We start from the raw sequence: 25,038 nt of genomic DNA, 5'->3' as shown, positions 1-25,038 counted from the left end.
TTGCATCGCAGCCCCATGTCCGTGCCGGTGCCGGCGACCGCATCGACAGGCTGTCAGCACGGCACTGGCACTGGCGCCAGCCAGGGCCTCACTCGTATCCGAACGCCTTCAATGCCGCTTCGTCATCCGACCAGCCTTCGCGCACGCGCACCCAGGTCTCCAGGAATACCTTGGCCCCGAACAGGCGCTCCATCTGCAGGCGCGCCTTGCCGCCGATGTCCTTCAGGCGGGTACCGCCCTTGCCGATCACGATCGCCTTCTGGCCTTCGCGCTCGACCCAGATCACCGCGCCGATGCGCAGCAGCGCGCCATCTTCGGCAAAGCGTTCGATCTCCACCGTGGTGGCATACGGCAGTTCTTCGCCGAGCTGACGCATCAACTGCTCACGCACCAGTTCCCCGGCCAGAAAACGCTGGCTGCGGTCGGTGATCTCGTCCTCGCCGAACATGGCTTCGGCCTCCGGCACCAGCTTGAGCAGGTCGCCGACCAGCGCCTCCAGGCCCTTGCGCTTGAGCGCGGACACCGGATGCACCGCAGCGAACGTGCGCCCCTCGCTGACCTGGGCCAGGAACGGGAACAGCGCGGTCTTGTCCTTGAGCCGGTCGACCTTGTTGACCACCAGCACCACCGGCACTCCGGCGTCGCTCAGGACCTTGAAAGCCAGGGTGTCTTCATCGTCCCAGCGGCCGGCTTCGATCACCAGCACTGCCGCGTCCACGCCTTCCAGCGAGCCGCGCGCAGCGCGGTTCATCACCCGGTTCATGGCGCGCTTCTGCTCGCGATGCAGTCCGGGCGTGTCGACCAGCACCAGCTGCCCCTCGGGGAAGGTGGCAATGCCCAGCAACCGATGGCGCGTGGTCTGCGGCCGGTTGGACACGATGCTGACCTTGGCGCCGACCAGGGCATTGGTCAGGGTGGATTTGCCGACATTGGGCCGGCCGATCACCGCAACGCTGCCGCTACGGTGGGGGGAAGAGGTTTCGCTCACGTGTTGGAATCCAGTTGTGCGATGACAAGGGTGGCCGCCTGTTGCTCGGCGAGGCGACGCGAGCTGCCCTGGCCTTCGGCGCGGGCGACGGGCTGTTCCAGGATGCAGGCGACATGGAACTGCTTGGCATGTTCGTCGCCGCTTTCGCTGATCAGCGCGTAAGTGGGCAACGGCAGCTGCCGCGCCTGCAGCCATTCCTGCAGCCGGGTCTTGGGGTCTTTCTCGGCCTTGCCCACCGGCAGCGCCGCCAGCGAGGGCTCGAACCACGGCAGCACCACCGCGCGGCAGCGTTCGAAGCCGCAGTCCAGATAGATCGCCGCGACGATCGCCTCGACCGCGTCGGCCAGGATCGAATCACGTCGATGGCCGCCGGATTTCAGCTCGCCCGGCCCCAGCGTCAGCCGCTCGCCCAGATTGAGGGTGCGGCCGATCACCGCCAGCGCCCCCTCGCGTACGAGTTCGGCACGCGCGCGGGTCAATGCGCCTTCGTCGGCCTTGGGCCAGCGCTGGTACAGCGCCTCGGCGACCAGCAGGTTGACGATGCCGTCGCCGAGAAATTCCAGTCGTTCGTTATGCGGTGTCCCGGCGCTGCGGTGTCGCAGCGCCTGGGCGAGCAATCCCGGATCGGCAAACGCATGCCCGATCGGATCGCCACGCTGGAAAGTCCTATTCGCCACCACGTCCCGTCATGTCCTGGGACGTCTCGAATTTACCGACGACATCCAGATTGCCGATCAATTCGCGGCGAACTTCGTAGTTGACCTTCATGCGCCAGCCACCATCGACGCGCTCGAACTTGACGTCCTCTTTCTTGACGTTTTCCGAGTAGTTGATGTACAGCCGACGAAAGAACAGATCCTGCAACTTGGACGGATCCATGTTGGCGCTGTCGGGTTCCTTGGCCAGGCCTTTCATGGCCGTGCGCACCGAATAGTATTCCTGGTACATCGGAAACAGCTTCATTCCGATGTACAGCGCGAACCCCACCACCGCCAGCACCACCACGAACGACGTCAACGTCATACCACTCTGCTTGCGCTTCATTGTGCTTCCCCCGGCACGCCGTGCGTGCATTACTGGATTCCGGTCCCGATCCGCGACGGATCGAAACTCCCCTTGCAGAACCACCCTTCGCAATTGAGCCAGATCAGGAACGCCTTGCCGCGCAGGTTGGCTTCCGGCAGGAAGTGCGTCTGGGTCCAGAACCGGCTGTCTTCACTGTTGTCGCGATTATCCCCCATCACGAAATAGCTGTCCGCCGGCACAGTCCAGTCACCCTGCCCGGCCGGCATGTTGCGATCGACCCACTCCAGCACCGTGTGGGTGCGGCCCGGCAAATCCTCGACCAGCAAGGTGGTGCCGGTCATCTCGGCGCCCTTGCCCTTGCCGATGTATTCGCCCTTGACCGTGTAGCGCATCGGCTTGTCGTTGATGTACAGCGTATCGCCGTGGAAGCCGATCTTGTCGCCCGGCAGACCCACCACGCGCTTGATCCAGTTCTGGTCCGGCGCATGCGGCGGCTTGAACACCACCACGTCGCCGCGCTTGGGCTCGCCGGTCGGGATGAACTTGGTATTGGTGATCGGCAGACGGAAACCGTAAGCGAACTTGTTGACCAGGATGAAATCGCCGATCAGCAGATTGGGCATCATCGAACTGGACGGAATCTTGTACGGCTCGGCCACGAAGCTGCGCAGGATCAACACCACCGCCAGCACCGGAAAGAAGGCGCGCGAGTAGTCGATGATGGCAGGCTCGCTGTCCAGCAGACCGGCGCGTGCCGCGCGGCGCTTGGCCAGGAACAGCTTGTCCAGCAGCCAGATGAAGCCGGTGCCCAGCGTCAACACAACGAGGGCGATTTCAAACCATTTCATTGATGTTCCTTCGGAACGGGATTTGGGATTGGAGATTGGGGATTCGCAAAGATGACGGGCTGGCAAGTCGTTGCCAATCCCCAATCACGACTCCCGAATCCCTGCTACTTATCCATCTGCAAGACAGCCAGGAAGGCCTCCTGCGGAATCTCCACGCGGCCGACCTGCTTCATGCGCTTCTTGCCTTCTTTTTGCTTTTCGAGCAGCTTCTTCTTGCGCGAAACGTCGCCACCATAGCACTTGGCCAACACGTTCTTGCGCATCGCCTTGACCGTGGAGCGCGAGATGATTTGCGAGCCCACGGCGGCCTGGATCGCCACGTCGAACATCTGCCGCGGGATCAGATCCTTCATCTTTTCGCACAGTTCGCGGCCGCGCCGGTCGGCGTAGCTGCGGTGCACGATGATCGACAGCGCATCGACCTTGTCGCCATTGATCAGCGTATCCACGCGCACGAACGGGCCGGCATCGAAACGCAGGAAGTGGTAATCCAGCGAGGCGTAACCGCGCGAGACCGACTTGAGCTTGTCGAAGAAATCCAGCACCACTTCGGCCATCGGCAACTCGTAGCTGATCTGCACCTGGCTGCCCAGGTAGTTGATGCCGATCTGGGTGCCGCGCTTTTCCTCGCACAAGGTGATGATGTTGCCGACGTAATCGGGCGGGGTGAGGATGTTGGCGCGGATGATCGGCTCGCGGATCTCTTCCACGTTGTTGAGCGGCGGCAACTTGGATGGATTGTCCATCGGGATGATGCTGCCGTCGGTCTTGAGCACCTCGTAGACCACGGTCGGCGCGGTCGAGATCAGGTTGAGGTTGTACTCGCGCTCCAGCCGCTCCTGCACGATCTCCATGTGCAGCATGCCCAGGAAGCCGCAGCGGAAGCCGAAGCCCATCGCTTCGGAGCTTTCCGGCTCGAAGCGCAGCGCCGCATCGTTCAGGCGCAGCTTGTCCAGCGCCTCGCGCAGATCCGGGTAATCCTCCGCATCGACCGGAAACAGGCCGGCGAACACGCGCGGCTGCATTTCCTGGAAACCGGGCAGCGCATGCGGCGCCGGGTCGGCCGCCAGGGTCAGCGTGTCGCCGACCGGTGCGCCGTGCACGTCCTTGATCGAGGCGTTGATCCAGCCCACTTCGCCCGCGCCCAGCGCGGCAAGCTCCTTGCGCTTGGGCGTGAACACGCCGACCTTGTCGACCAGATGAGTACGGCCGGTGGACATCACCAGGATCTTGCTGCCCGGCTTGATCTCGCCCTGCATCACGCGCACCAGCGACACCACGCCCAGGTAGTTGTCGAACCAGGAGTCGATGATCAGCGCCTGCAGCTTGTCGGTGTCGCGGGGCTTGGGCGGCGGAATCCGCTGCACGATCGCTTCCAGCACCAGATCGATGTTCAGACCGGTCTTGGCGCTGACCGCAACCGCGTCTTCGGCGTCGATGCCGATCACCGCTTCGATCTCGGCCTTGGCGCGCTCGATGTCGGCGGTCGGCAGGTCGATCTTGTTGAGCACCGGCACCACTTCCAGGCCCTGCTCCACCGCGGTGTAGCAGTTGGCGACCGACTGCGCTTCCACGCCCTGGGCCGCATCCACCACCAGCAGCGCGCCTTCGCAGGCGGCCAGCGAGCGGCTGACTTCATAGGAGAAGTCCACATGCCCGGGGGTGTCGATGAAGTTCAGGTGGTAGACCTGCCCGTCCTTGGCCGTATACGGCAGGGACACCGACTGCGCCTTGATGGTGATGCCGCGTTCGCGCTCGATCGGGTTGGAGTCCAGGACCTGGGCCTCCATCTCGCGCGCCTGCAGGCCGCCGCACAGCTGGATGATCCGGTCGGCCAGGGTGGATTTACCGTGGTCGACGTGGGCAATGATGGAGAAGTTGCGGATATTCCGCATTGAATCAGAGGACATTGAGGTGGGCGCCGGCGGTGCCGTCGTCAGGGTAACGCAGCATTATCGCACGGTCGGCCCCTTTGGGGCCGGGGATTGGGGAATCGGGATTCGGGAATCGCAAAAGCCAGGCGGGCTATCGCCTCGCGGAGCCGCTCTTACCATTCCCGATTCCCGATTCTCCATTCCCTCCGTTAGCCGCCGGCCTTCAAGGCCACATAGCTGGTCGCCTTGCCGTCGGTGACCAGCAGCATGACCACGTCGCCCTTCTTGTAGCTGGACAGGGCGCGGTTGAGGTCGGCGACGCTGCCGACCTTGGTGCGGCCGACGCGGGCGATGACCAGGCCCGGCGACAGCGGCGGTTGGGTGCTGCGTGCTGCCGCGCCGGTCACCGAGGCGATGCGCACTCCCTCGCCGGCCTCCAGGCCCAGGCGGCTGCGCTCGGCAGCGGTGAGATCGGCGACCTGCAGGCCGAGCAGTTCCACGCTGGCCGGGGCGCTGGGCTTGGCGTCTTCGGCCGCGGTACGCGGGGCGGCGTTGCCGGCGGGGTTGTCCAGCGTCGTCAGGGTGACGGCCACCTTGCGCGGCTTGCCATCACGCAACACGTCCAGGTTGACCTTGGTGCCCGGCGCCATCAGCCCGATCATCGGCGGCAGATCGCTGGCGACATCGATCGGCTTGCCGTTGACGGCGCGGATCACATCGCCCACCTCGATTCCGGCCTTGGCGGCTGGGCTGCCGGGCGGAATGTCGTTGACCAGCGCGCCGCGCGTATCCGGCAGGCCCAGGCCCTGCGCCTTGAGCGAGTCGATCGGGCCGACCGCCACGCCCAGCATGCCGCGGCTCACATGGCCGGTGGCCTTGATCTGCTCGGCAGCGCTGAAGGCCAGGTCGATCGGGATCGCAAAACTGATGCCCATGTAGCCGCCCGACGCGGAGAAGATTTGCGAATTGATGCCGACCACCTCGCCGCGCGTGTTGAGCAAGGGGCCGCCGGAGTTGCCCTGGTTGATTGCCACGTCGGTCTGGATGAAGGGCACGTAGCGCTGGTCCGCATACGGATTGCTGCGCCCGGTGGCACTGACGATGCCGGCGGTGACCGAGTGATCCAGACCGAACGGCGAGCCGATCGCCACCACCCACTGGCCCGGCTTGAGCGTGTTGGAATCGCCCAGGCGTACCGTCGGCAGGCCCTTGGCCTCGATCTTGAGCAGCGCCACGTCGAACTGCTCGTCGCTGCCGACCACCTTGGCCTTGAACTCGCGGCGGTCGGTCAGCTTGACGGTGACCTCGCTGGCGCCATCGACCACATGGTGGTTGGTCAGCACATAGCCATCGGCGGAAATGATGAAGCCCGAGCCCATCGACTTGCCGGCGATGCCGCCATCGTCATCGCCGCCCTGGCCCGGCCCCTGCCGCGGCCCGCCCGGCATCTGGAAATCCGGCCCGAAGAAGCGGCGGAAGAATTCCGGCATCTGCTCGTCGCCGGGCATCGCGCCGCCGTCCTGCCCACCGCGCCGCTGGCGCGCCATGGCGTCCTTGCGAGTGATGGTGGTTTCGATATTGACCACACCCGGGCCGACCTGCTCGACCAGATTGGTGAAGTCCGGCAAGCCGGCCACCAGCTGCGGAGCCGGGTTGGCGCTGCGGTTGGCGGCAATCGGGGCAACATCCTTGGCCGTGGGCGCGGACTGCTGCGCGCAGGCGGCCAGCGGCAGGGTCATGGCGATCAGGCCGAACATCTGGGTGCGAATGCGATGGTTCATCAGGTTGCCTCCGATGGCAGGGCGACAGGGGCCAAAGCCCCTGCCACTGCAGGGGTCCGGCACGATAACGGGAGGGAGGGCGCCGAACGGATGAAGATCGGCGGCGACATCAATCCTGCGGCGGCTGCACCGGCAGCGGCCGATTGGGCGCGGGGCTGGCAACACCCTGCGGCGCAGGCTCGAACGGATAGAACGCGGTGCCCTGTCCGCCTTGGCGGAAGCTGGCATTGAGCGGACTTTCACCGGCACCGGACAGCGCCGCGCGCGGCCATGGGCGTGCCTGCAAGGTGGTATCCGGATGCGTGAACGGATTCGATGGCGACACCGCACCGGCCGTGGCCGTCGTCGAAGCAGGAGCAGCGGACGCCAGCATGCGGGTTGGCGCCTGCTGCTGACGCGAAGCGACGCTGCGGGCGACCTGCTGGTTGCGTGTGGCCGCGCCACGGCGCGTGGATGCCAGCGCGGCGGCCGGCACCGCTGCGGCCAGCGCGGCCACCTCGTCGGGAGCGGCCGGGCCGGGCTGGGCCGGAGCCTTCGGTGCTGCGGGCGTGGCGGGGGCCGGCGTGGCCGCCGGCAGCTGCGCCGTCGTGGCGAACACCGGGACCTGCTCGGCCGGCGGCACGGTCTCGGGCAGGCGCTCGCGCGCCATGAACAGGGCAATCGCAGCGACCGATGCCGCGATCGCTGCGCCACCACCCCAGCGCCAGCGCGTGGCCGGACGCGTGGATGGCTGCGCCTGCGGCACCGGCTCATCGGCGATGGCGCTGCGCACGCGCGCGGCAAAATCCAGCGGTGCCGGCGCGCTGGCCGCGCCGCGCAGCACATCGCCGCACAGCTGCCAACGCTCGTGGCAGCCGGCCAGTTCCTCGTCGTGGGCCAGGCGGCGCAGCAGGAAGCGCGACTCGTCGGCGCTCAATTCGCCATCCACCAGCGCAGACAGCTGCTGGCGGTAGTGACGCTCGAACTTGTCGGTGGTGGACATGGCAGGGTTATGGCTCATACACGGTGTCGCTCACGGGTGGCGCTTTCGGTCTCCAACAGAGGCCGCAGCTCGATGTCGATGGCCTCGCGCGCCCGGAAGATGCGCGAGCGCACCGTTCCGATCGGGCAATCCATCTTTCGCGCGATTTCGTCGTAGCTCAGCCCTTCCACCTCGCGCAGGGTGATGGCCGACCGAAGTTCTTCCGGTAGGGCTTGGACCGCACGCATCACCGTTTGTTCCAGCTCCTGTCGCATCAATTCGCGCTCCGGAGTGTCGGTATCGCGCAGGCGGGTGGCACCATCGAACTGTTCGGCATCGCTGATCTCGATATCGTCGGTGGGCGGACGGCGGTTGTGCGCAACCAGATGGTTCTTGGCAGTGTTGACGGCAATGCGGTGCAACCAGGTGTAGAACTGCGAGTCGCCGCGGAAACTGTTGATCGCGCGGTAGGCGCGCACAAACGTATCCTGGGCCACGTCCTGGCACTCGCTCCAGTCGGCGATGTAGCGCCCGATCAACGCAACGATGCGGTGCTGGTATTTGCGCACCAGCACATCGAACGCTGCGCTCTCGCCGCGCTGCACGCGCCGGACCAGTTCCAGGTCCAGCTCCTGAGGTGTATCGACTTCGGCCATGTCGGGCCGCACTCCTGTCAGCCCACCGAAGTCGGGCAATGAGACAACCATTGAAAAGAAAAGTTCATACCGATCCGGACGATCGTCACGCATCAGACTAGCTGCACCGATGCGCCACTGGCGACGCCTCGCACGAGGCGCGCGCCGCCCTGCCGACAGGTATGGGTATTTGACGTGAAGGAAACAACCTCTGGATGATAACGACCTTTCCTTATATCTCCGGACGGCCAGACGCATGCTTCCAGGTTTCGACGGGCTCCGATTCAGCCATTGGCAGGCCGACCTGCGCGAGGACGGCGTGGTCGTGCTCAGCCTTGATCGTCAGGGCGCACCGGTCAACGCGTTTTCGCAGGAGGTGCTGCTCGAACTGGGCGCGCTGGTCGAACGTCTGGCGCTGGACCCGCCCAAGGGCGTGGTGCTGCGCTCGGGCAAGCCCAACGGCTTCATCGCCGGCGCCGACCTGAAGGAATTCCAGGAGTTCGACCGCAAGGGCACCGTCAACGATGCGATCCATCGTGGCCAGAGCGTCTTCCAGAAGCTGGCCGAACTGCCCTGCCCCACGGTGGCGGCGATCCACGGCTTCTGCATGGGCGGCGGCACCGAGATTGCGCTGGCCTGCCGGTATCGCGTGGCCTCCGACGATGCCGGCACGCGCATCGGCCTGCCGGAAACCAAGCTCGGCATCTTCCCCGGCTGGGGCGGCAGCGCCCGCTTGCCGCGCCTGATCGGTGCGCCGGCGGCGATGGACCTGATGCTGACCGGTCGCACCGTCGCGGCCAAGGCCGCACGCGCGATGGGCCTGGTCGACAAGGTCGCCGCGCCCGCGGTGCTGGTCGATGTCGCCGCCGCGCTGGCGCTTACCGGCAGCAAACGCCCGTTCAAGCAGCGCGCCACCGCGTGGGCCACCAATACCTTGCTCGCGCGCAAGCTGCTGGCGCCCCAGATGCGCAAGCAGGTCGCACGCAAGGCGCGCAAGGAGCATTACCCGGCGCCCTACGCCTTGATCAACGTGTGGGAACGGGCCGGCGGCAGCGGCATCCAGGCGCGCCTGGCGGCCGAGCGCAAGGCGGTGGTCAAGCTCGCCAGCACGCCGACCGCGCGCAACCTGATCCGCATCTTCTTTCTCACCGAGCGCCTGAAGGCACTGGGCGGCAAGGATGCCGGCGCTGCGGCGCTGGCTCCGATCCGCCATGTGCATGTGGTCGGCGCCGGCGTGATGGGCGGCGATATCGCGGCCTGGGCGGCGTACAAGGGCTTCGAGGTGACGCTGCAGGATCGCGAGCAGCGCTTCATCGATACGGCGCTGGGCCGCGGCGGCGAGTTGTTCGCCAAGCGCGTCAAGGACCAGGCCAAGCGGCCGGAGGTGGCGGCGCGCCTGCGTGGCGACCTGGCCGGCGCGGGCGTGGCGCAGGCGGACCTGGTGATCGAAGCGATCATCGAGAACCCGCAGGCCAAGCGCGAGCTGTATCAGTCCATCGAGCCGCAGCTCAAGCCAGATGCCTTGCTGACCACCAACACCTCGTCGATTCCGTTGACCGAGCTCCGCGGACATATCCAGCGCCCGGCGCAGTTTGCCCGCCTGCACTACTTCAATCCGGTATCGATGATGCCGCTGGTCGAAATTGTGCAGCACGACGGGCTGGATCCGACCAACGTCGCGCGCCTGGCGGCATTCTGCAAGGCGCTGGACAAGTTCCCGGTACCGGTGGCCGGCACGCCGGGCTTCCTGGTCAATCGCGTGCTGTTCCCGTACCTGCTCGAAGCGGCCACCGCCTATGCCGAAGGCGTACCGGGCCCGGTGCTGGACAAGACCGCGGTGAAGTTCGGCATGCCGATGGGGCCGATCGAACTGATCGACACGGTGGGGCTGGACGTTGCCGCCGGCGTGGGCGCGGAGCTCGCACCGTTCCTGCACCTGCCGATTCCGGCGGCGCTGGCCACTGTAGAGCCGGGCAAGCGCGGCAAGAAGGACGGCCAGGGCCTGTACAAGTGGGAGAACGGGCGCGCGGTCAAGCCCGAGGTCGCCAGCGGCTACGAGGCGCCGGCAGACCTGGAAGATCGCCTGATCCTGCCGCTGCTCAACGAAGCCGTCGCCTGCCTGCACGACGGCGTGGTGGCCGACGCGGACCTGCTCGACGCCGGCGTGATCTTCGGCACCGGCTTTGCCCCGTTCCGCGGCGGCCCGATCCAGCACATCCGCAGTGTCGGCGCCGACGCCTTGCTGGCACGTCTGCAGGCACTGCAGGCGCGCTATGGCGAGCGTTTCGCACCGCGCCCGGGCTGGGAGTCGCCGTTGCTGCGTGAACCGGTGGCGTGAGCCGTCGACGCTGTCTTCGACGTCGATCAGACACGCAAGCGGGGGGCGATCGGCGACTGGGGTGATCTGTAGGTTGCAGCGCGGCGAACCATCGACACACGCGGTCGCAGGCAACAAACAACAACGGCGAGCCGAGGCTCGCCGTTGTTTTTACCAACTTGCAAAGTCACTCAGAAACGCAGACCCACACTGGTGAAGAAGTAACGGCCTGCCTGGTCGTAACCGGCGAGCGAGTTGCCGTTGAAGGTCAGGCTGCCGCCCACCAGCGGCGGCTCCTTGTCGGCGATGTTGTTGATGCCCAAGGTCCAGGTGACGTAATCGCCCAACTGCATCGAACCGGACAGGTCGAAGTAGTTGTACGCCGACACCTTGTTGCCCTGGTTCACCAGGCGTACGTCGGTTGTGCCACGGGTGCCGTCGGTGTTCTGGTAATCCAGCTCACCGATATAACGCCAGCGCAACCCGACGGTGTAGCGATCGAAGCTGTAGCGCGTGCTCAGCACATGCCGCCATTCGGCACTGTTGCAGGCCACGTTGACCACGCCCGCGCAGTCGTAGGTCACTTCCTGCACACCCGGAACCGGCTCGTACTCCTGCTTGATGGCGTAGCTGCCCATCATCGAGGCGGTCAGGCGCCCGGGGCCAACGCTCCAGGCATACGATGCGGTCAGATCCACGCCCTGGAAATGCAGCGAACCAAAATTATCCTGGGAATTGAGGATCAGACCGGACACGTCCGGGTCGCTACCGCGGAACAGATCGCCCGTGGTGGCATTGCGGCGCACGCGGCTGCAGATATCCGCATTACCGGTCACGCCGCATGCGGTGAGGATGTTGGACGAGCCGATGCTGCGGATCGCGTCGTCGATCTTGATGTCGTAGTAATCCACGCTCAGATCGAGCCCCTTGATCGGGCTGGCAGCAAAACCGACGGTCCAGGTGTTGGCCGTTTCCGGCTGCAGCGTCGTATTGCCGCCGCCGATTTCGTTGTACTGGCCGGCCGGGTTGGCCGCAACGCGGCCGTATTGCGCTGCCGTCACGCCGGTGTTGGCGCACTGGGCCTGGGTGAAGACCGGATTGGCACCGGCGCACGGATCGCTACCGCTCCATAGCCCGATCGTATTTTCGTTATACAGCTCGGTCACGTTCGGAGCGCGGATCGCACGGTTCCAGCCGGCGCGCAGGTGGTATTTGCCATCGACGAATGTTGCACCCAGACCGGCCTTGTAGGTACTCACGCCACCGGAGGTGTCGTAGTCCGAATAGCGATAGCCAAGCTGCATGTCGAGGTGATCCAGGCTACCGGCCTGCGCCACCAGCGGCACCGCGCCCTCGAGGAACAGTTCCTTGACGCCGATGTCGCCGGACACATTGGAGGTCGGGCCACCCAGGCCGGTGAAGTTGCCGGTCTGCATGTTGCTGTCGGCCACCCGCTTGAAGGTTTCGGTACGGGTCTCGACACCGCCGACCAGACTGATCGGGTTATCGCCGGCCCACGGCAGGCTGTAGCCGAAATTGCCGGTCACATAGGCGTTGAACACGCGCATCGAGGTTTCGTAGTTGACGATACCCACGCCCTGCAATGCCTCTGCCTCTGCTGCGGTGACACTGTCGGTCCACACGCTGTAGGGCACGCAGCCATCGAACGAACCAGGCTGGCAGCCCAGTAGTGCATCGCGGACACGCGTGGTCACGAAGTCGTTCCTGTTTTCCGACTTGGTGGTGCTGCGGTTGTAGGTGAACGAGGCGTCGTACGACCAGTTGTCGTTGATGTCGCCCTGGGCGCCGGTGGTGATGCTGAAACTGTTGGTATCCGAGTCGGTGATGCGCGGGCCGCCTTCGACATTGCGCTTGGCCACGTAGACGGTGAACTCGTCGTCGGTGATGCCCACATCGTTGCACAGGCTGCCGATCACCGAGGTGGCGCAGTTGACGTTGAGGTCGGTGAAAAACGCACCCGACGGCGCGATCTGGGTCGAACTCTTGCGGTTGACGAACAAGGTTTCGAGATAGGGCTTGAAGTGCTCGTTGACCTCGTACTTGATGTTGGTGCCGGCCGTGTAGCGCGTGTCCGGACGCTGGTAGTAATTCAACGGCGCGAAGTTGTAGAGGTTAGGGGATGCGACCTGCGACCAGGTGCCGCCGGCTGAAGGCTGCACGTAGAACGCGCCAGCCGACGGAGCGACGACATAGAAGTTGGCCGGATCTGCGGTGGCCGAGCCGCCGCAGGCGGTGCCGCGGTTGCTCAATGCGCATGCGGAGTAATCGCGCTGGCCCTGCAGCAGTGGATCGTTTTCGCGCCAGGTGGCCCATGCGGTGGCATGCCCCGCCTCGCCGAAGCTGCCGCCGATGGCCAGGTCCACATTGCGGGAGATGCCGTCGAAACCGGAGTTTCCAGTCGGATAATCGTAACCGGCGTCGTCCATCAGGCCGCGCATCAAGGTGTTGCCGTTGTCGTGCTGGTAGGCGTTGTAGCCCATGTCGACACTGACACCTTCGAACTCGTCGTCGAGCACGAAATTGACCACGCCGGCGACGGCATCGGAGCCGTACACCGCCGAGGCGCCGCCGGTCAGGATGTCCACGCGGCGCACCAGCGCTGCCGGAATGATGCTGATGTCCGGACTCTCGCCGATGCCTTTGGGAATGCGCCTGCCGTTGACCAGGGTCAAGGTGCGCTGCGCGCCCAATCCACGCAGATCGACGGTCGCATACCCCTGCGAGCCATTGTTGGCGAAGTTGTCGAAGCTCGCCGAGAGCTGCGGGTACTGGTTGATCAGATCTTCGACCTTGGTCGAGCCGGTGTACTGGAATTCTTCCTTGTTGATCTCTGCCACCGGACTGGAGGCAGTCATCGTCTGGCTCTTGATGCGCGTACCGGTGACACTGATCGCGTCCAGGCTCTTGAGTTCCGTCGAGGGCTGCTCCTGCGCCATCACGGTTCCCGACAGGGCAAATGCGGCAGCGCCAACCGTGAGCGATACCCGGATGGCGTCGCGCAGCTTGGTGGTCTTCAATCTCATCTCTCTCTCCGAGAAGTTCGAACGGGTGAGCGCGACGCACTGCATCGGCATCTGAGGCAATGCCGGCACGTGCTGCGACGTTGTTGGCAAGCGCATCAAACTGCGCTTCCACACTGGCGAACGGCCGGACGAAAGAGCGCCCGAAAAAACGTTGCCAACCCGATGTTAAGACCACGTTGAGGAGAATTAAAGCGCCATTCAGAAATGCTCCGAATCGGTGCGAAGAATCCCCAAAACAGTGCGAAAGTCAGGAAAAAGTGGCCCTTTTCCGCCGGTGTCTGATGTAGGGCTCGATACCGCCACGTGTGTTCGCTCGTCGCTCGCGAGCCGGCGGCGCGCTCACTCGAAGGATTGGACCGGTTGATCGGCCAGCGCCAATCGCTACACCACTTCGGTGCCGGGCACGATCACGCCAGCCGCCTGAAGTCGCCTCAACAACGGAAGCAGTCCGTCCAGATGACGCCGAGAGCTATGCACCGAGCGTTGGTGGACATCGCCGCGCACCTGCGCTGCGCTCGCAGTCACGAACGGCACATGCTCCAGTTCGGTGATGGTGTCGCTGCGCGTCAGCCCGCACCAGCTCAGCACCCGGGTGATCTGCTGGTCGGTATCGCGCACCAACTCCTCGTAGTGCACGTCAAGAATGCTGCCGGGCAGCACCGCATGCCAGTGCCGCATGGTCTGCTGGTAGGCCAGGTAGTAATCCGCGAGCTCATCGAGCGCATACGAGAACGGATAGGCGTTGTAGAACAAGGTCTTGTACATCGCATAACAGGCGTCCAGCGGATCGCGCACCAGATGGATGATGCGTGCGCGTGGCAGCGCGGCGGCAATCATGCCGCAATACAGGTAATTGACCGGCAGCTTGTCGATGAACACCGGATGGTCGTGCACCAGCTCACGGGCGCCGCGCAGATACTCCTGCCCAAGCGCCGCGAAATCGATCTGCAACGAAGCCTGGGCGGCGGTCAGTTCGGGATTGGTCGACAGTACGCCGGAGGTCGCACTGCCGAGCAACGCACCGAAATCCATCAGCTCCCCGGCCGAGCGTGCACCGCCGCGCTGGATCAGCAGGCGCTCCAGCAAAGTGGTGCCAGAGCGTGGCAAACCGACGATGAAGATCGCCCCCTCGCCCGCATGACCGGGCTGCAGTGCGCGCAAGGCAGCCGAATCATACGCCTCGCGCACCTGAGCGATATGCGCACACTCGGCAGCAACGTCGTATTGCAAAGTCTTGCGCTTGCAGGCCGCTGCGGCGGCCAATGTCTCGAACGACTCCGCATGCTGGCCCAGGTCCTCCAGCTCCTTGCTCAAGGCGTACAGACCGGCCGCTCGGGCGGATGGTTCCGATAGCGTGGTCAAGCGGTGACGCAGATCGTCCAGATGGTTGTGCTGCCCGGTCTGACGCCGGAGCGTGGCGCGCAGGTACAAGGCATCGCCCGTGCTGGGTGCCAGTTGCAATAGCCGCTCCAGGGTGCGCTCAGCCGCATCGAATTCACCGCCAAAGAACTGCATGGTGGCAAGGTCGTACAGCAAGCCGGGCTGTTCTCCCAGCAATGTCATCGCATGCCGATACGCGTCGCGGGCGGCCGCCACCTTGTGGCAGCCGCTGTACAGCGCGCCGATCCGCCACCATGCAGCGCCGTCGGCGGCGGCCAGCGCCTTTGCCTGGCCGGCGACAAGCCGGGCCTCGCGGCGGCGACGTAGCTGCAGCAGCAAGCTGGCGTACTTGATCAATAGCGGGAGCGGTGACGTTGCAACCGCCGCAGCCTGTGCGATGCGGTCGGCTGCGGCCTGCGGATCGCCGTTGGCCAGCCGGGCTTCACTGGCAAGCTCCAACAGATGCGCATTGCCAGGCTGCTCTGCGCAGGCGCGGTCGGCGAAAACAGCTGCCTCGGCATAACGTCCCTGACGCAGCAGTTGATACCCGTTGTGCAACAGTGCGCGCAGCTGTCTCTCAGTCATTCGTTCTCTTCTGTTTGTTGCGATGCCGTCGTTGGTCTGGCTAGTCGATACGGCGGGCGCGTAGCGCCACACCGGCAGCGGTGACCAGCATGTAGCTTCCCATTGCGGCCTTGCGGATCACCACGACCTCGCCCTCGACCAGCGGCCCGCGGCTGGTCGCTTCTGTCAGCGCCCAGCGCTGGCGACTGTCCAGCGACACGATACGCGTGCCGTCTGGCTGATACGCCACTGCAAGCACCTTCGCGGTGAGTTGCGCAGGCGCTGACTGCTGCGCGCCTGTCGCTGCCGAGGCCTGTTGGCTGCTGCGGCCGAATGCCCTGACTGCCCTGTCCGCCTCCGCCGCCCGCACCGCCTGCGTTGGCGGGAAGCTGGCGTCATAGCAAGCCAGCCGCGGCAAGGGATCGAGTACTGCGGCGCAGCGATGCGTCGGCACGTCCTGCGCCGATGCCGCCCAGGCCCAACTCAACACCGTCAGCCCCCACACCACTCGCTTGTGCATGCGCGCATCTTCACTCGTCGATTGCAGCAGAGCATACAAGGCAAGCGGCGAACGCAGGAAAGACCGCTCATCACCGTCCGGCCGCGGGGCGATTGAACGCACCGCTGGCGCCGCCTAAGCTGCAGCTCTCCCACCCGCTGCAAGAATGCCTGGAAAACGCCTTGGACCCGTCCTTGCAGCACGCCGCACGCTTACTGCAACAAGGCCATCTGGCGCAGGCGATCGCCGCCTATCGCCGCATCCTGCAGGCGCAGCCCCGCTGCGCCGATGCCTGGTACAACCTGGGATATCTGCTGCGCCAGACCGGCGAGGCATCCGCCGCACTGGACGCTTATGCGCAGGCATTGCAGCACGGTGCCGCGCTGCCGGAGCAAATCCATCTCAATCGCGCCGCGTTGCTGAGCGACCATCTACATCAGGAGGCGGCAGCGCTGAAGGAACTTGATCTGGCACTGCAGTGCCGGCCGGACTACGCCCCGGCCTTGCTCAATCTGGGCAACCTGCAGGAAGAGCTGGGCGCACGCGACCAGGCGGTCGCCGCCTATCGCCGACTGCTCGCCAGTCCTCCTGTCGATGCCCAGACACGGGCGCTGCAGCTGCAAGCCACCGCACGCCTGCTGCACCTGGATCCTCCCACGCATGCGCAGGACACACGCCTGCTTGCACTTGCGCAGGCAGGCTCGGTCGCGGGGCAGGATCCTGCGTTGACGGCCACGCTGCTGCATGCACTGGCCCATGCTTACGACCGCCTCGGCCTGCACAGCCAGTCATTCGCTGCGGCCAGTGCCGCCAACCGGCATGGCCATGCACATGCGCGGCGCTACGACCCGATCCGCACACAGCAGCAGTTCGACAGCATCGCTGCGGTATTTGCCGATGCAAGCGACGCGCCCCAGCCACCGCCCATGGATGCTGTCGGCGACGCGGTGCCGGCACTGTTTATCTGCGGCATGTTCCGCTCCGGCTCCACCTTGATCGAACAGGCCTTGTCGCGCCACTCCTGCATCGTCGCCGGGGGCGAACTGGATGCGCTGCCGCGACTGGTTGCACAGTCGCTGTCGCCATTCCCGCAAGCCGCGCAGCATCTGTCCTCGCACACGCTGGCGCAGCTGGCCGCGGCCTATCGTCAACGCGTGGCTGCGGCCATTCCCCGGCATGCGCAACTGCGTTACATCACCGACAAGCGCCCCGACAACTTTCTACTGATCGGGCTGATCAAGCAGCTGTTTCCGGCGGCCAGGATCGTGCACACACGTCGTCACCCGCTGGACAACGGGCTGTCGATCTTCATGCAGCAGCTCAATCCACAACGCTTTGACTATGCGGGCCGGCTGGAGGACATCGGGCATTTCTATGCCGCCTACCAGCGACTGATGGCACATTGGCTGTCGCTGTATCCGGACAGCATCCACACGTTCGACTACGACGCCTTTGTCGCCGCGCCGGAAACCAGCCTGCGCGCACTGCTGGACTTTTTGCAGTTGCCCTGGGAACCGGATTGCCTGGATTTCCACGAGGCGCCTGGAGCCGTCAGGACAGCCAGCTACTGGCAGGTGCGCCAACCCCTGCATGGCGATGCGTCCGGACGCTGGAAACCCTACGCGACCCAGCTCGCGCCGCTGCGCGACACACTTGCCCGGTTTGGCATCACGCCTGCGGACTGAACCGGCCGACTACCGGCACCACCTCACCCCGCACGGTGGTGGGCAATCGCCGTCTCCATGGCATTGACCATCTGCCGCTCCTCCTGGCTCAGCAGCGGGTTCCAGACATCGAAGATCAGCACCGCACGCAGCTGCGCGCTCGCGTTGCGCGCCTCATGCTCGATCGAGTCGTCGAACACCAGCACCTTGCCGACCTCCCACTGCCGCCAGTCGTAACCGACCCGGAAGCTGCAGCCCTCCGGCACGATCAACGGAAGATGCGCCACCAGACGTGCGTTGGTCTCGCCGTGGTGCGGCGGAATGACCGTCTGCGGCGCAAGCACCGAAAACATCGCGTTGGGGCACACGCCGTCGATCTGCGCCGCATCGACCAATGCCAACGCAGCGGCGGTTGCCGGGCACTGCCGCAGATGTTCATCCACCGGCTGTCCATGTGCCCACAGCGGATAGGAACTCCATGCTGGCGAATGGTTGAGGTCCTTCCACTGATTGACCGGCTGGTCCGGCGCGTAGGCGATGTACGGCGCAAAGCCGCCCTTGTCCTCGTGCATGACGGCGCGCAGTTCCTGCGCGATCGCCGCCGTGTGACGCTGTACTGCAGCGATCCAGGGAAACGCGTCCGGCGGGTGAAACGGCAGGGCTGGCAGTCGCGGGATGTACAAGCGGTTGGATTGGGAATGGAACGGGCGACTGCGCCCGCATGCGATCGCGGCCGCTTCCGCCCAGCGTCCTGCGAGCGCGGCGTTCACGGCGATGCCAGGAGCGCCCAGGACGGCGCGCAATTGCGCTTCCAGCTCAAGCGTGTCCTGCTCCACCGCCTGCGTGGCAAGGGCCAGCTTGCGACGCAACACCGCAGGCCATTGCGGCTCCGGCGGCGCGACCTTCAGCGCATCGCGATAGACACCGGCGGCGGCGCGCGGACGGCCGCGCGCCTGCAGGAATGCGGCCTTTGCCAGCAGCCCGGGCAGAAAGTACGCATCCAGCGCCAACGCCGCGCTGATGGCCTGCCATTCGCCATCCACATCGCCTTGCGCCTGCTTCACCACCGCAATGGTCAGCACGATCATCGGATCGCCCGGGCTGCTTGCGCGTGCGCCTGCCAGGTACTCCAGCGCCGCCGTTGCATCGCCGCGCTGGTAGGCGTGCACGCCCAGGCTGTACAAGGCCTGCGGGTGCGTCGGCGCCAACTGGCGCACCTGTGTCCACAATTGCTCGGCCTGTTGCCATTGCCCGGCCGATGCTGCCGCGCCCGCCTCGGCGATCAGCGCGGCGATGCGTTCGTTGCGTTGTTCGATCTGTACCGCCATCGCGCCGCCGGCCTCGCAGTCTTCCCCGGCTCGATCATACGGCCTGGGAGGCAGCCAGGAAGCAGGACGGTTCTCCCCTGGATCGGACCCGATGACCTGGCTGGGCGCTGCTCCAGGCAACGCCATGCCACCGCCGATCAGACAACAAGCCCACTGGCGGCGTGGTCCGCGTCAGTGCGCGTGGCCGCCGTGCGAATGCGCGTGACCACGGTGATCGTCATGCGCGGCGCCTTGCGCGGCCGGGGCCGCGCCACACGGCTCGGTGCCGCAGTCGCCACTCTCCACCTGCAAGGTGACGTGGGTGATTTCGAAACGCGCGTGCAGCAGCTCGGCGAGGGCGTCGCGCAGGCGGTCGCGGTCGGTGGTTTCGCTGACCACCACGTGTGCGGTGAGTGCGGGCGTGCTGGAGGCCAGTGCCCAGACATGCAGGTCGTGCACGTCTTCGACGCCGGGGTAGCTGGTCAGCGCCTGCTGCACCTGCGGCAGATCGATGCCTTTGGGGACGCCTTCCAGCAGCACGTTGATCGCTTCGCGCAGCAACACCCAGGTGCGCGGCAACACCCACAGGCCGATCAGCACGGCCAGCACCGGGTCGATCCACTGCCAACCGGTCCAGCGGATCAGCAACGCGCCGATGATCACCGCCACCGAGCCAAGCATGTCGCTCCAGACCTCCAGATAGGCCCCCTTGACGTTCAGGCTCTCGCCGCTGCCGGCGTGCAGCAGCTTCATGGCGATCAGATTGATCACCAGGCCGAAGCCGGCGATCAGCAGCATGCCGCTGGAGGAAATATCCTGCGGTGCGCGGAAGCGCTGCGCGGCCTCCCAGAGAATGTAGGCGCCGACTGCGAACAACAGCGCGCCGTTTGCCAGCGCGCCGAGCGCTTCCAGCCGCACATAGCCATAGGTGCGGCGCGCATCGGCAGGGCGACGGCTCAGGCGCACGGCAAGCAGGGCGATCATCAGGCCGACGGTGTCGGTGGCCATATGTGCGGCGTCGGACAGCAGCGCCAGGCTGTTGGTGATGAACGCACCGATGACTTCCGCCAGCAGGAACGTGGCGGTCAGTCCCAGCGCCCACCACAGCGGTGTCTCGTGGCGGATGTCGCTGGGTGCGTGGTTGTGGTCGTGTCCCATGGATGCGGTGGCCTCGTGCAATGCGCGCACCTTAGGCGCACGCGATGGCGGAGACTATTACACCCGGGCGTGATGACATCACATCACGCGAGCGCGGCGCTGCACCTTGTTGCCCAGGGCGGGTAGCGACTTGGAGCGGCCAACAGAACCTCTCAAACGCCGCAGCGATGGCGACAACTCGTCGGCCACCCTCGCTTTCGTTAGCGGGTGGAGTGATGGGTATTGGCAGTGACATTGCTGGGATAGGAAGAAGCTGATCAGACCGCACCTCGCCGGACGGCTGCGCTGCATGCACCACCTACCCCTGCTTGCAACCATGCATCCCGACCATCGTGACTGGTCCTTGCCCGCCCACCGTCGCGGGACCTTACGCGGCATGGATGCCGCGTAAGCGCCTACAGGGACGTACTTGCGGCGTGTCCCGCGAGGGTAGGCGGGCAAGGGCCTGCAGCAAACTCACAGCGTAGAGGGCGCGGCGAGGACACTGCACCGGCTGCGGCTGTTTTGTTGAACACCATGCACACCGATCAACTCGACTGGTCCTTGTCCGCCCACCGTCGCGGGACCTTACGCGGCATGGATGCCGCGTAAGAGCCTACATGGACGTACTTGCGGCGTGTCCCGCGATGGTGGGCGGGCAAGGGCCTCGCAGCCAAGCCGCAGATCATCCGCTCTACAGCCGACACCCCCAGTTCGATCAACTCTCCAGACAGAGACGAATCACCACTCCAGCCGCACCTACTTGACGGTGGGCGCAGACACTTTTGCTCGCCGCTTCAAACCTTGGCTACCAGCTTGATCACGCTGGAGAAATCCAACGCACCGTTGCCGGCCTGGCTGTTCATCGCGTACAGATTGCGCGCAAGCTCGCCGAGCGGAATCGACACGCCCGCCTGCACTGCGGATTCGGCGACCAGCCCCAGGTCCTTGAGCATCAGATCGTTGCCGAAGCCGCCGCTGTAACCGCGCGATGCCGGCGCGCTGGGCAACACGCCCGGCCACGGATTGCACACTTCGGTGGCCCAGCTGCGCCCGGTGCTGACCGCCATCATCTGCGACAGCACCGCCGGGTCCAGCCCCTGCGCAACGCCGAGCGCCAGCGCCTCGCCGGTGGCGGCCATGATCACGCCCAGCGCCATGTTGTTGCACAGTTTGGCGACCTGGCCGGCGCCGTTGTCGCCAACGTGGAAGATGTTCTTGCCCATTGCCTGCAACACCGGCCGCGCGCGCTCCAATACCTGCGCGGCGCCGCCGACGATAAACGTCAGGCTGCCTGCCGCCGCGCCCGCCGTGCCGCCGGAGACCGGCGCATCCAGCACCGCCAGGCCACGCGCCTGCGCCTCGGCGGCGAGCTTGCGTGCGCTGGCGGGTGCGATGGTGCTGCAGTCGATCACCAGGGCGCCTTCGGGAATCTGCGCCAGAATCCCGGCCTCGCCCAGGTACAGCGCTTCGACATGGCGGCTGGCCGGCAGCATCGAGATCACGATCTCGGCGTCGGCCAGGGTGTCGTGTGCGGAGCTGGCGGCATGCGCGCCGGCAGCGACTGCCGCGTCCAGCGCAGCCGGCACCAGATCGAACACCCGTAGCTGGTGCCCGGCCTTGCTCAGGTTGGCGGCCATCGGCCCGCCCATATTGCCCAGGCCGATAAAAGCGATCTTGCTCATGGTGTGGTTTTCCAGGGTTGGGCGGCCATCACCAACTGGCGCGGCCGTTGAATGGTGTGCCCGGCCGCAGCGCAGTGCGGCAAACGGGCGCAGTGGCGTCCCTCGGTCCTGCACTGCGGATGCTGCTCAGCGCCCGCATCCGCCGACCGTTCGCACTCCCGCGTCAGCGACTCAACCTGTACCAAGATCGGCAAGTGGATGCCGTGCAGGCGGCCAGGGCGATTGCAGGAACGCCGCCGCCCATTGCGCATCGGCCTGTTCGAGCGCGGCAGGCTGCCACTGCGGCGTGCGGTCCTTGTCGATCAACAGCGCGCGAATGCCTTCGGCGAAGTCGCCATGTGCGGCGGCATGCAGCGCCACCACGTACTCGGTGCGAAAGGTGTCGGCCAGCGTGCCGGTGCCCGGGTGACGTTGCAGCTCCCACGCCAAGCGCGCCGAGCCGGGGGCGCCGGCTGCCAGCGTTGCACGCGCGGCCTGCAGCCAGGCATCTTCGCTTTGCAGTGCCAGGATTGCGGCGACCACCTCCTGCAGCGTCTGGCCTGCCACCAATTGCGCGATCAGCGCCGCATGCACCTGCAGCGGGCCCGGCTCCAGCGGTTGCGCAATCCCGTGCAGGAATGCGCCGAGCTGGGCGCGATCCTCATCGGCATCGCCTGTCCAGGCGTGCGCGTTCAGGGCGTCCAGCACTGCCGCGTATTGCGCATGCTCCAGGCGCACATCCGCAAGCCCGGCATAAATGGCATCGCTGGCATCCAGCGGCGCGCCGGTCAGTGCCAGAAACAATCCGGCGCCGTGCGGCACGCGGCGCAACAACCAGCTGCCACCCACGTCGGGAAACAGGCCGACACTGATCTCCGGCATCGCCAGCCGCGAGCGCTCGGTGACCACGCGATGGCTGGCGCCGGACATCAAACCGATACCGCCGCCCATGACGATGCCGTGGCCCCAGCACAGCAGCGGCTTCGGGTAGGTGTGGATGCGATGGTCGAGCCGATATTCCTCTTCGAAGAACGCAGCGGCGTGCGCATTGCCCTGCGGTTGCGCGCGACGTTGCTGCGCATCCGGCACCGCTTCGCGATGCGCGCGCATGCTCTGGTACAGACCATGCAGATCGCCACCCGCGCACAACGCCTTCTCGCCTGCGCCACGCAGCACCACGCAGGCAATCTGGGTATCGTCGGCCCAGATGCGCAACTGTGCATCCAGCAGGCGCGTCATCTGCAGGGACAGGCCGTTGAGCGTCCTGGGCGCATTCAAGGTGGCGATACCGATGCGATGCCCGTCGGCGCAATCGCGTTGTTCGAACAGCACCGGGGCTTCTTCGGGGAGGCTCACATCCAGCATCAGCCATTGCTCCACTGCGGTGCGCGCTTCTCGAGAAAGGCCGCCACTCCCTCGGCCTGATCCGCCTGCTCGAACAGGTCGACGAAGGCTTCGCGCTCTGCCACCAGCGCGGCGGCATGCGTGCCGTGGCGGGTGGACTGCACCAGGCGCTTGCACGCTGCAACGCTGACCGGACTCTGCTTGCCGGCGCGCTGTGCCCAGGCGATGGCCAGGGCGCGCGACTCGCCCGTGCCCACCACCTCTTCCACCAGGCCGATACGGTGCGCGGTGGCGGCATCCAGACGCTCGCCGAGCAGGATCATGCGCTTGGCCCAGCCCTCGCCGACCAGGCGCGGCAGGTTCTGGGTGCCGCCGGCGCACGGCAACAAGCCGACGCTGGCTTCCGGCAAGGCCAGCTGCGCGTGCTGCTCGGCAATGCGCAGGTCACAGGCCAGCGCGCACTCCAGGCCACCGCCCATCGCATAGCCGTTGATGGCGGCGATCGACACGCCGCGAAACGCGCTCAAGGCTTCGAAAGCTTCGCCGAAGCGGCGCGCGGCCTCCCGTGCAGCAGCCTTGTCGCCATCGGCAAACTGCTTGAGATCGGCGCCGGCACTGAAGAACTTCTCGCCGTCGCCAGTGATCACCAGCGCGTAGATGCTGCGGTCCGCATCCAGCGCGCGGACCAGATCGCGCAAGGCTGCAAGACTGTGCACGGTCCAGGTGTTGGCCGGCGGATTGCGCAGGATGACGATGGCGACATGGCCGTCGCGTTCGACATGTAAACCGGTATGCGTGCGTGTTGCCCAATCGCTCATCGCAATTCCTCCTCGCCGTTGAGCAGGTGGCGCGCAATGATCATGCGCATCACCTCGTTGGTGCCTTCCAGGATGCGGTGCACGCGGCTGTCGCGCAGCAGGCGCTCGATCGGATACTCGCGGATATAGCCGTAGCCGCCGTGGATCTGCAAGGCATCGTCGCAGATCGCAAAGCCGGCGTCGGTGGCGAAGCGCTTGGCCATCGCGCACCACACGGTGGCATCGTGGCTGCCGGCATCGAGCTTGCGCGCAGCGGTGTGCACCATCTGCCGCGCGGCCACCAGTTGCGTGGCCATGTCGGCCAGTTTGAACTGCAGTGCCTGGAAATCGGCCAGCTTCTTGCCGAACTGCCGGCGCTCGCCCATGTAGCGGCGGGCGGCGTCCAGCGCGCCTTGCGCCGCTCCCAACGAACAGGCGGCGATATTGATGCGGCCGCCATCCAGTGCCTTCATCGCCATCTTGAAGCCCTCGCCTTCCTTGCCCAGCAGATTGCCGGCCGGAATGCGCACGTTCTCGAAGCTCACCCCGCGGGTGGGCTGGCTGTTCCAGCCCATCTTCTCTTCCTTGCGGCCGTAGCTGATGCCGGGCGCATCGGCGGGCACCACGAAGGCGCTGATGCCGCGCGCGCCGTCGTCGCCGGTGCGCGCCATCACCACCAGCACATCGGTGGCGCCCGCGCCGGAAATGAAGGCCTTGCTGCCGTTGAGCACGTAGCTGTCGCCATCGCGCTGTGCACGCGTCTTGAGCGAGGCCGCGTCCGAGCCGGCACCCGGCTCGGTGAGGCAGTACGAACCCAGCTTGGCACCGCTGGTCATCGCCTCGCCCCACTGCGCGCGCACCGCGTCGTTGCCGTAGCTGGCGATCAACCAGGTGGCCATGTTGTGGATGCTGATGAACGCCGAGGTGGATGGATCGACCGTGGCGAGTTCCTCGAACACCACCGCGGCATCGAGCCGGCGCATGCCCAGGCCGCCCACGCCCTCATCGGTGTACAGCCCGCAGAACCCCAGCTCGGCCGCCTTGGCGATCGCCTCGCGCGGGAAGTGGCTTTCCGCATCCCAGTGCGCGGCGTGCGGTGCGAGTTCCTTGTCGGCAAAGTCGCGCGCGGCAGCGCGGAAGGCTTCCTGCTCGTCATTCAAATCGGCTGTATTGGCGTGTAGCTGGATGGCTGCATTCATGGCGATCGT

The 25,038-nt window shown here is 65.9% G+C and carries 19 protein-coding genes; 2 read left to right on the top strand and 17 right to left on the bottom strand.

Features of this window, described 5'->3' with window-relative positions; genetic code table 11:
* Window positions 1–88 precede the first annotated feature (88 nt).
* From era to rpoE, 8 genes are all read right to left on the bottom strand, one after another.
* Entirely contained in the window at window positions 89–988 is a 900-nt protein-coding gene (era, locus tag ABQ137_RS06955) for a GTPase Era (RefSeq protein WP_024938032.1), read from the bottom strand.
* Window positions 985–1,665, bottom strand: coding sequence for a ribonuclease III (gene rnc / locus ABQ137_RS06950; protein ID WP_039511552.1), 681 nt, complete (start codon window positions 1,663–1,665; stop codon window positions 985–987). The genes era and rnc overlap by 4 nt, the downstream gene beginning before the upstream one ends.
* Window positions 1,655–2,062, bottom strand: a complete 408-nt coding sequence (locus ABQ137_RS06945) for a DUF4845 domain-containing protein (protein ID WP_024938034.1) — start codon at window positions 2,060–2,062, stop codon at window positions 1,655–1,657. The genes rnc and ABQ137_RS06945 overlap by 11 nt, the downstream gene beginning before the upstream one ends.
* Window positions 2,062–2,862, bottom strand: a complete 801-nt coding sequence (gene lepB / locus ABQ137_RS06940; protein ID WP_011036465.1) for a signal peptidase I — start codon at window positions 2,860–2,862, stop codon at window positions 2,062–2,064. Before lepB ends, ABQ137_RS06945 begins: the two co-directional genes overlap by 1 nt.
* 104 nt (window positions 2,863–2,966) lie before the next feature.
* Window positions 2,967–4,757 (bottom strand): translation elongation factor 4, encoded by a 1,791-nt coding sequence (lepA, locus tag ABQ137_RS06935; RefSeq protein WP_024938035.1) that lies wholly within the window; start codon window positions 4,755–4,757, stop codon window positions 2,967–2,969.
* Window positions 4,758–4,945: 188 nt separating this feature from the next.
* Window positions 4,946–6,517 (bottom strand): DegQ family serine endoprotease, encoded by a 1,572-nt coding sequence (locus ABQ137_RS06930; RefSeq protein WP_024938036.1) that lies wholly within the window; start codon window positions 6,515–6,517, stop codon window positions 4,946–4,948.
* 109 nt (window positions 6,518–6,626) lie between these two features.
* Entirely contained in the window at window positions 6,627–7,517 is an 891-nt protein-coding gene (locus tag ABQ137_RS06925; protein WP_349781711.1) for a sigma-E factor negative regulatory protein, read from the bottom strand.
* Window positions 7,514–8,134, bottom strand: coding sequence for an RNA polymerase sigma factor RpoE (rpoE, locus tag ABQ137_RS06920; RefSeq protein ID WP_016903799.1), 621 nt, complete (start codon window positions 8,132–8,134; stop codon window positions 7,514–7,516). Before rpoE ends, ABQ137_RS06925 begins: the two co-directional genes overlap by 4 nt.
* 235 nt (window positions 8,135–8,369) lie before the next feature.
* Between rpoE and ABQ137_RS06915 the strand changes: the two genes are divergently transcribed.
* Window positions 8,370–10,451: a 3-hydroxyacyl-CoA dehydrogenase NAD-binding domain-containing protein gene (locus ABQ137_RS06915; protein WP_349781709.1), complete on the top strand. Its 2,082-nt coding sequence runs from the start codon at window positions 8,370–8,372 to the stop codon at window positions 10,449–10,451.
* 170 nt (window positions 10,452–10,621) lie between these two features.
* Here the strand turns inward: ABQ137_RS06915 and ABQ137_RS06910 are convergent, their stop codons facing one another.
* The 3 genes from ABQ137_RS06910 to ABQ137_RS06900 all read right to left on the bottom strand — a co-directional run bounded on the left by ABQ137_RS06910 (window position 10,622) and on the right by ABQ137_RS06900 (window position 15,938).
* Entirely contained in the window at window positions 10,622–13,474 is a 2,853-nt protein-coding gene (locus tag ABQ137_RS06910) for a TonB-dependent receptor (protein WP_054591499.1), read from the bottom strand.
* Between the two features lie 381 nt (window positions 13,475–13,855).
* Window positions 13,856–15,439: a tetratricopeptide repeat-containing sulfotransferase family protein gene (locus ABQ137_RS06905; RefSeq protein WP_349781707.1), complete on the bottom strand. Its 1,584-nt coding sequence runs from the start codon at window positions 15,437–15,439 to the stop codon at window positions 13,856–13,858.
* Between the two features lie 40 nt (window positions 15,440–15,479).
* Complete coding sequence (locus ABQ137_RS06900) at window positions 15,480–15,938, bottom strand: hypothetical protein (protein WP_167709872.1); 459 nt, start codon at window positions 15,936–15,938, stop codon at window positions 15,480–15,482.
* Between the two features lie 161 nt (window positions 15,939–16,099).
* Here ABQ137_RS06900 and ABQ137_RS06895 point away from each other — a divergent pair, with 161 nt between their 5' ends.
* Entirely contained in the window at window positions 16,100–17,602 is a 1,503-nt protein-coding gene (locus ABQ137_RS06895) for a tetratricopeptide repeat-containing sulfotransferase family protein (protein WP_349781704.1), read from the top strand.
* Between the two features lie 23 nt (window positions 17,603–17,625).
* On the opposite strand, the gene ABQ137_RS06890 is transcribed toward ABQ137_RS06895, so the two are convergent.
* The 6 genes from ABQ137_RS06890 to ABQ137_RS06865 all read right to left on the bottom strand — a co-directional run bounded on the left by ABQ137_RS06890 (window position 17,626) and on the right by ABQ137_RS06865 (window position 25,029).
* Entirely contained in the window at window positions 17,626–18,909 is a 1,284-nt protein-coding gene (locus ABQ137_RS06890) for an aspartyl/asparaginyl beta-hydroxylase domain-containing protein (protein ID WP_349781702.1), read from the bottom strand.
* A 171-nt stretch (window positions 18,910–19,080) separates the two neighbouring features.
* Window positions 19,081–20,046 (bottom strand): cation diffusion facilitator family transporter, encoded by a 966-nt coding sequence (locus tag ABQ137_RS06885; RefSeq protein ID WP_046342095.1) that lies wholly within the window; start codon window positions 20,044–20,046, stop codon window positions 19,081–19,083.
* 776 nt (window positions 20,047–20,822) lie between these two features.
* Window positions 20,823–21,725, bottom strand: a complete 903-nt coding sequence (gene mmsB, locus ABQ137_RS06880; protein WP_181097777.1) for a 3-hydroxyisobutyrate dehydrogenase — start codon at window positions 21,723–21,725, stop codon at window positions 20,823–20,825.
* Window positions 21,726–21,881: 156 nt separating this feature from the next.
* Window positions 21,882–23,069 (bottom strand): enoyl-CoA hydratase/isomerase family protein, encoded by a 1,188-nt coding sequence (locus ABQ137_RS06875; protein WP_349781700.1) that lies wholly within the window; start codon window positions 23,067–23,069, stop codon window positions 21,882–21,884.
* Window positions 23,054–23,851: an enoyl-CoA hydratase gene (locus ABQ137_RS06870; RefSeq protein ID WP_349781698.1), complete on the bottom strand. Its 798-nt coding sequence runs from the start codon at window positions 23,849–23,851 to the stop codon at window positions 23,054–23,056. Before ABQ137_RS06870 ends, ABQ137_RS06875 begins: the two co-directional genes overlap by 16 nt.
* On the bottom strand, window positions 23,848–25,029 hold the full coding sequence (locus ABQ137_RS06865) for an acyl-CoA dehydrogenase family protein (protein WP_024938048.1): 1,182 nt from the start codon (window positions 25,027–25,029) through the stop codon (window positions 23,848–23,850). The genes ABQ137_RS06870 and ABQ137_RS06865 overlap by 4 nt, the downstream gene beginning before the upstream one ends.
* Window positions 25,030–25,038 lie beyond the last annotated feature (9 nt).

Source organism: Xanthomonas sp. WHRI 8393 (assembly GCF_040203315.1).
In the GTDB taxonomy this organism is placed as follows: Bacteria; Pseudomonadota; Gammaproteobacteria; order Xanthomonadales; family Xanthomonadaceae; genus Xanthomonas; species Xanthomonas arboricola.
Note: the sequence above shows the minus strand (reverse complement) of the source record. Positions and strands in the feature narration are given on the sequence as shown.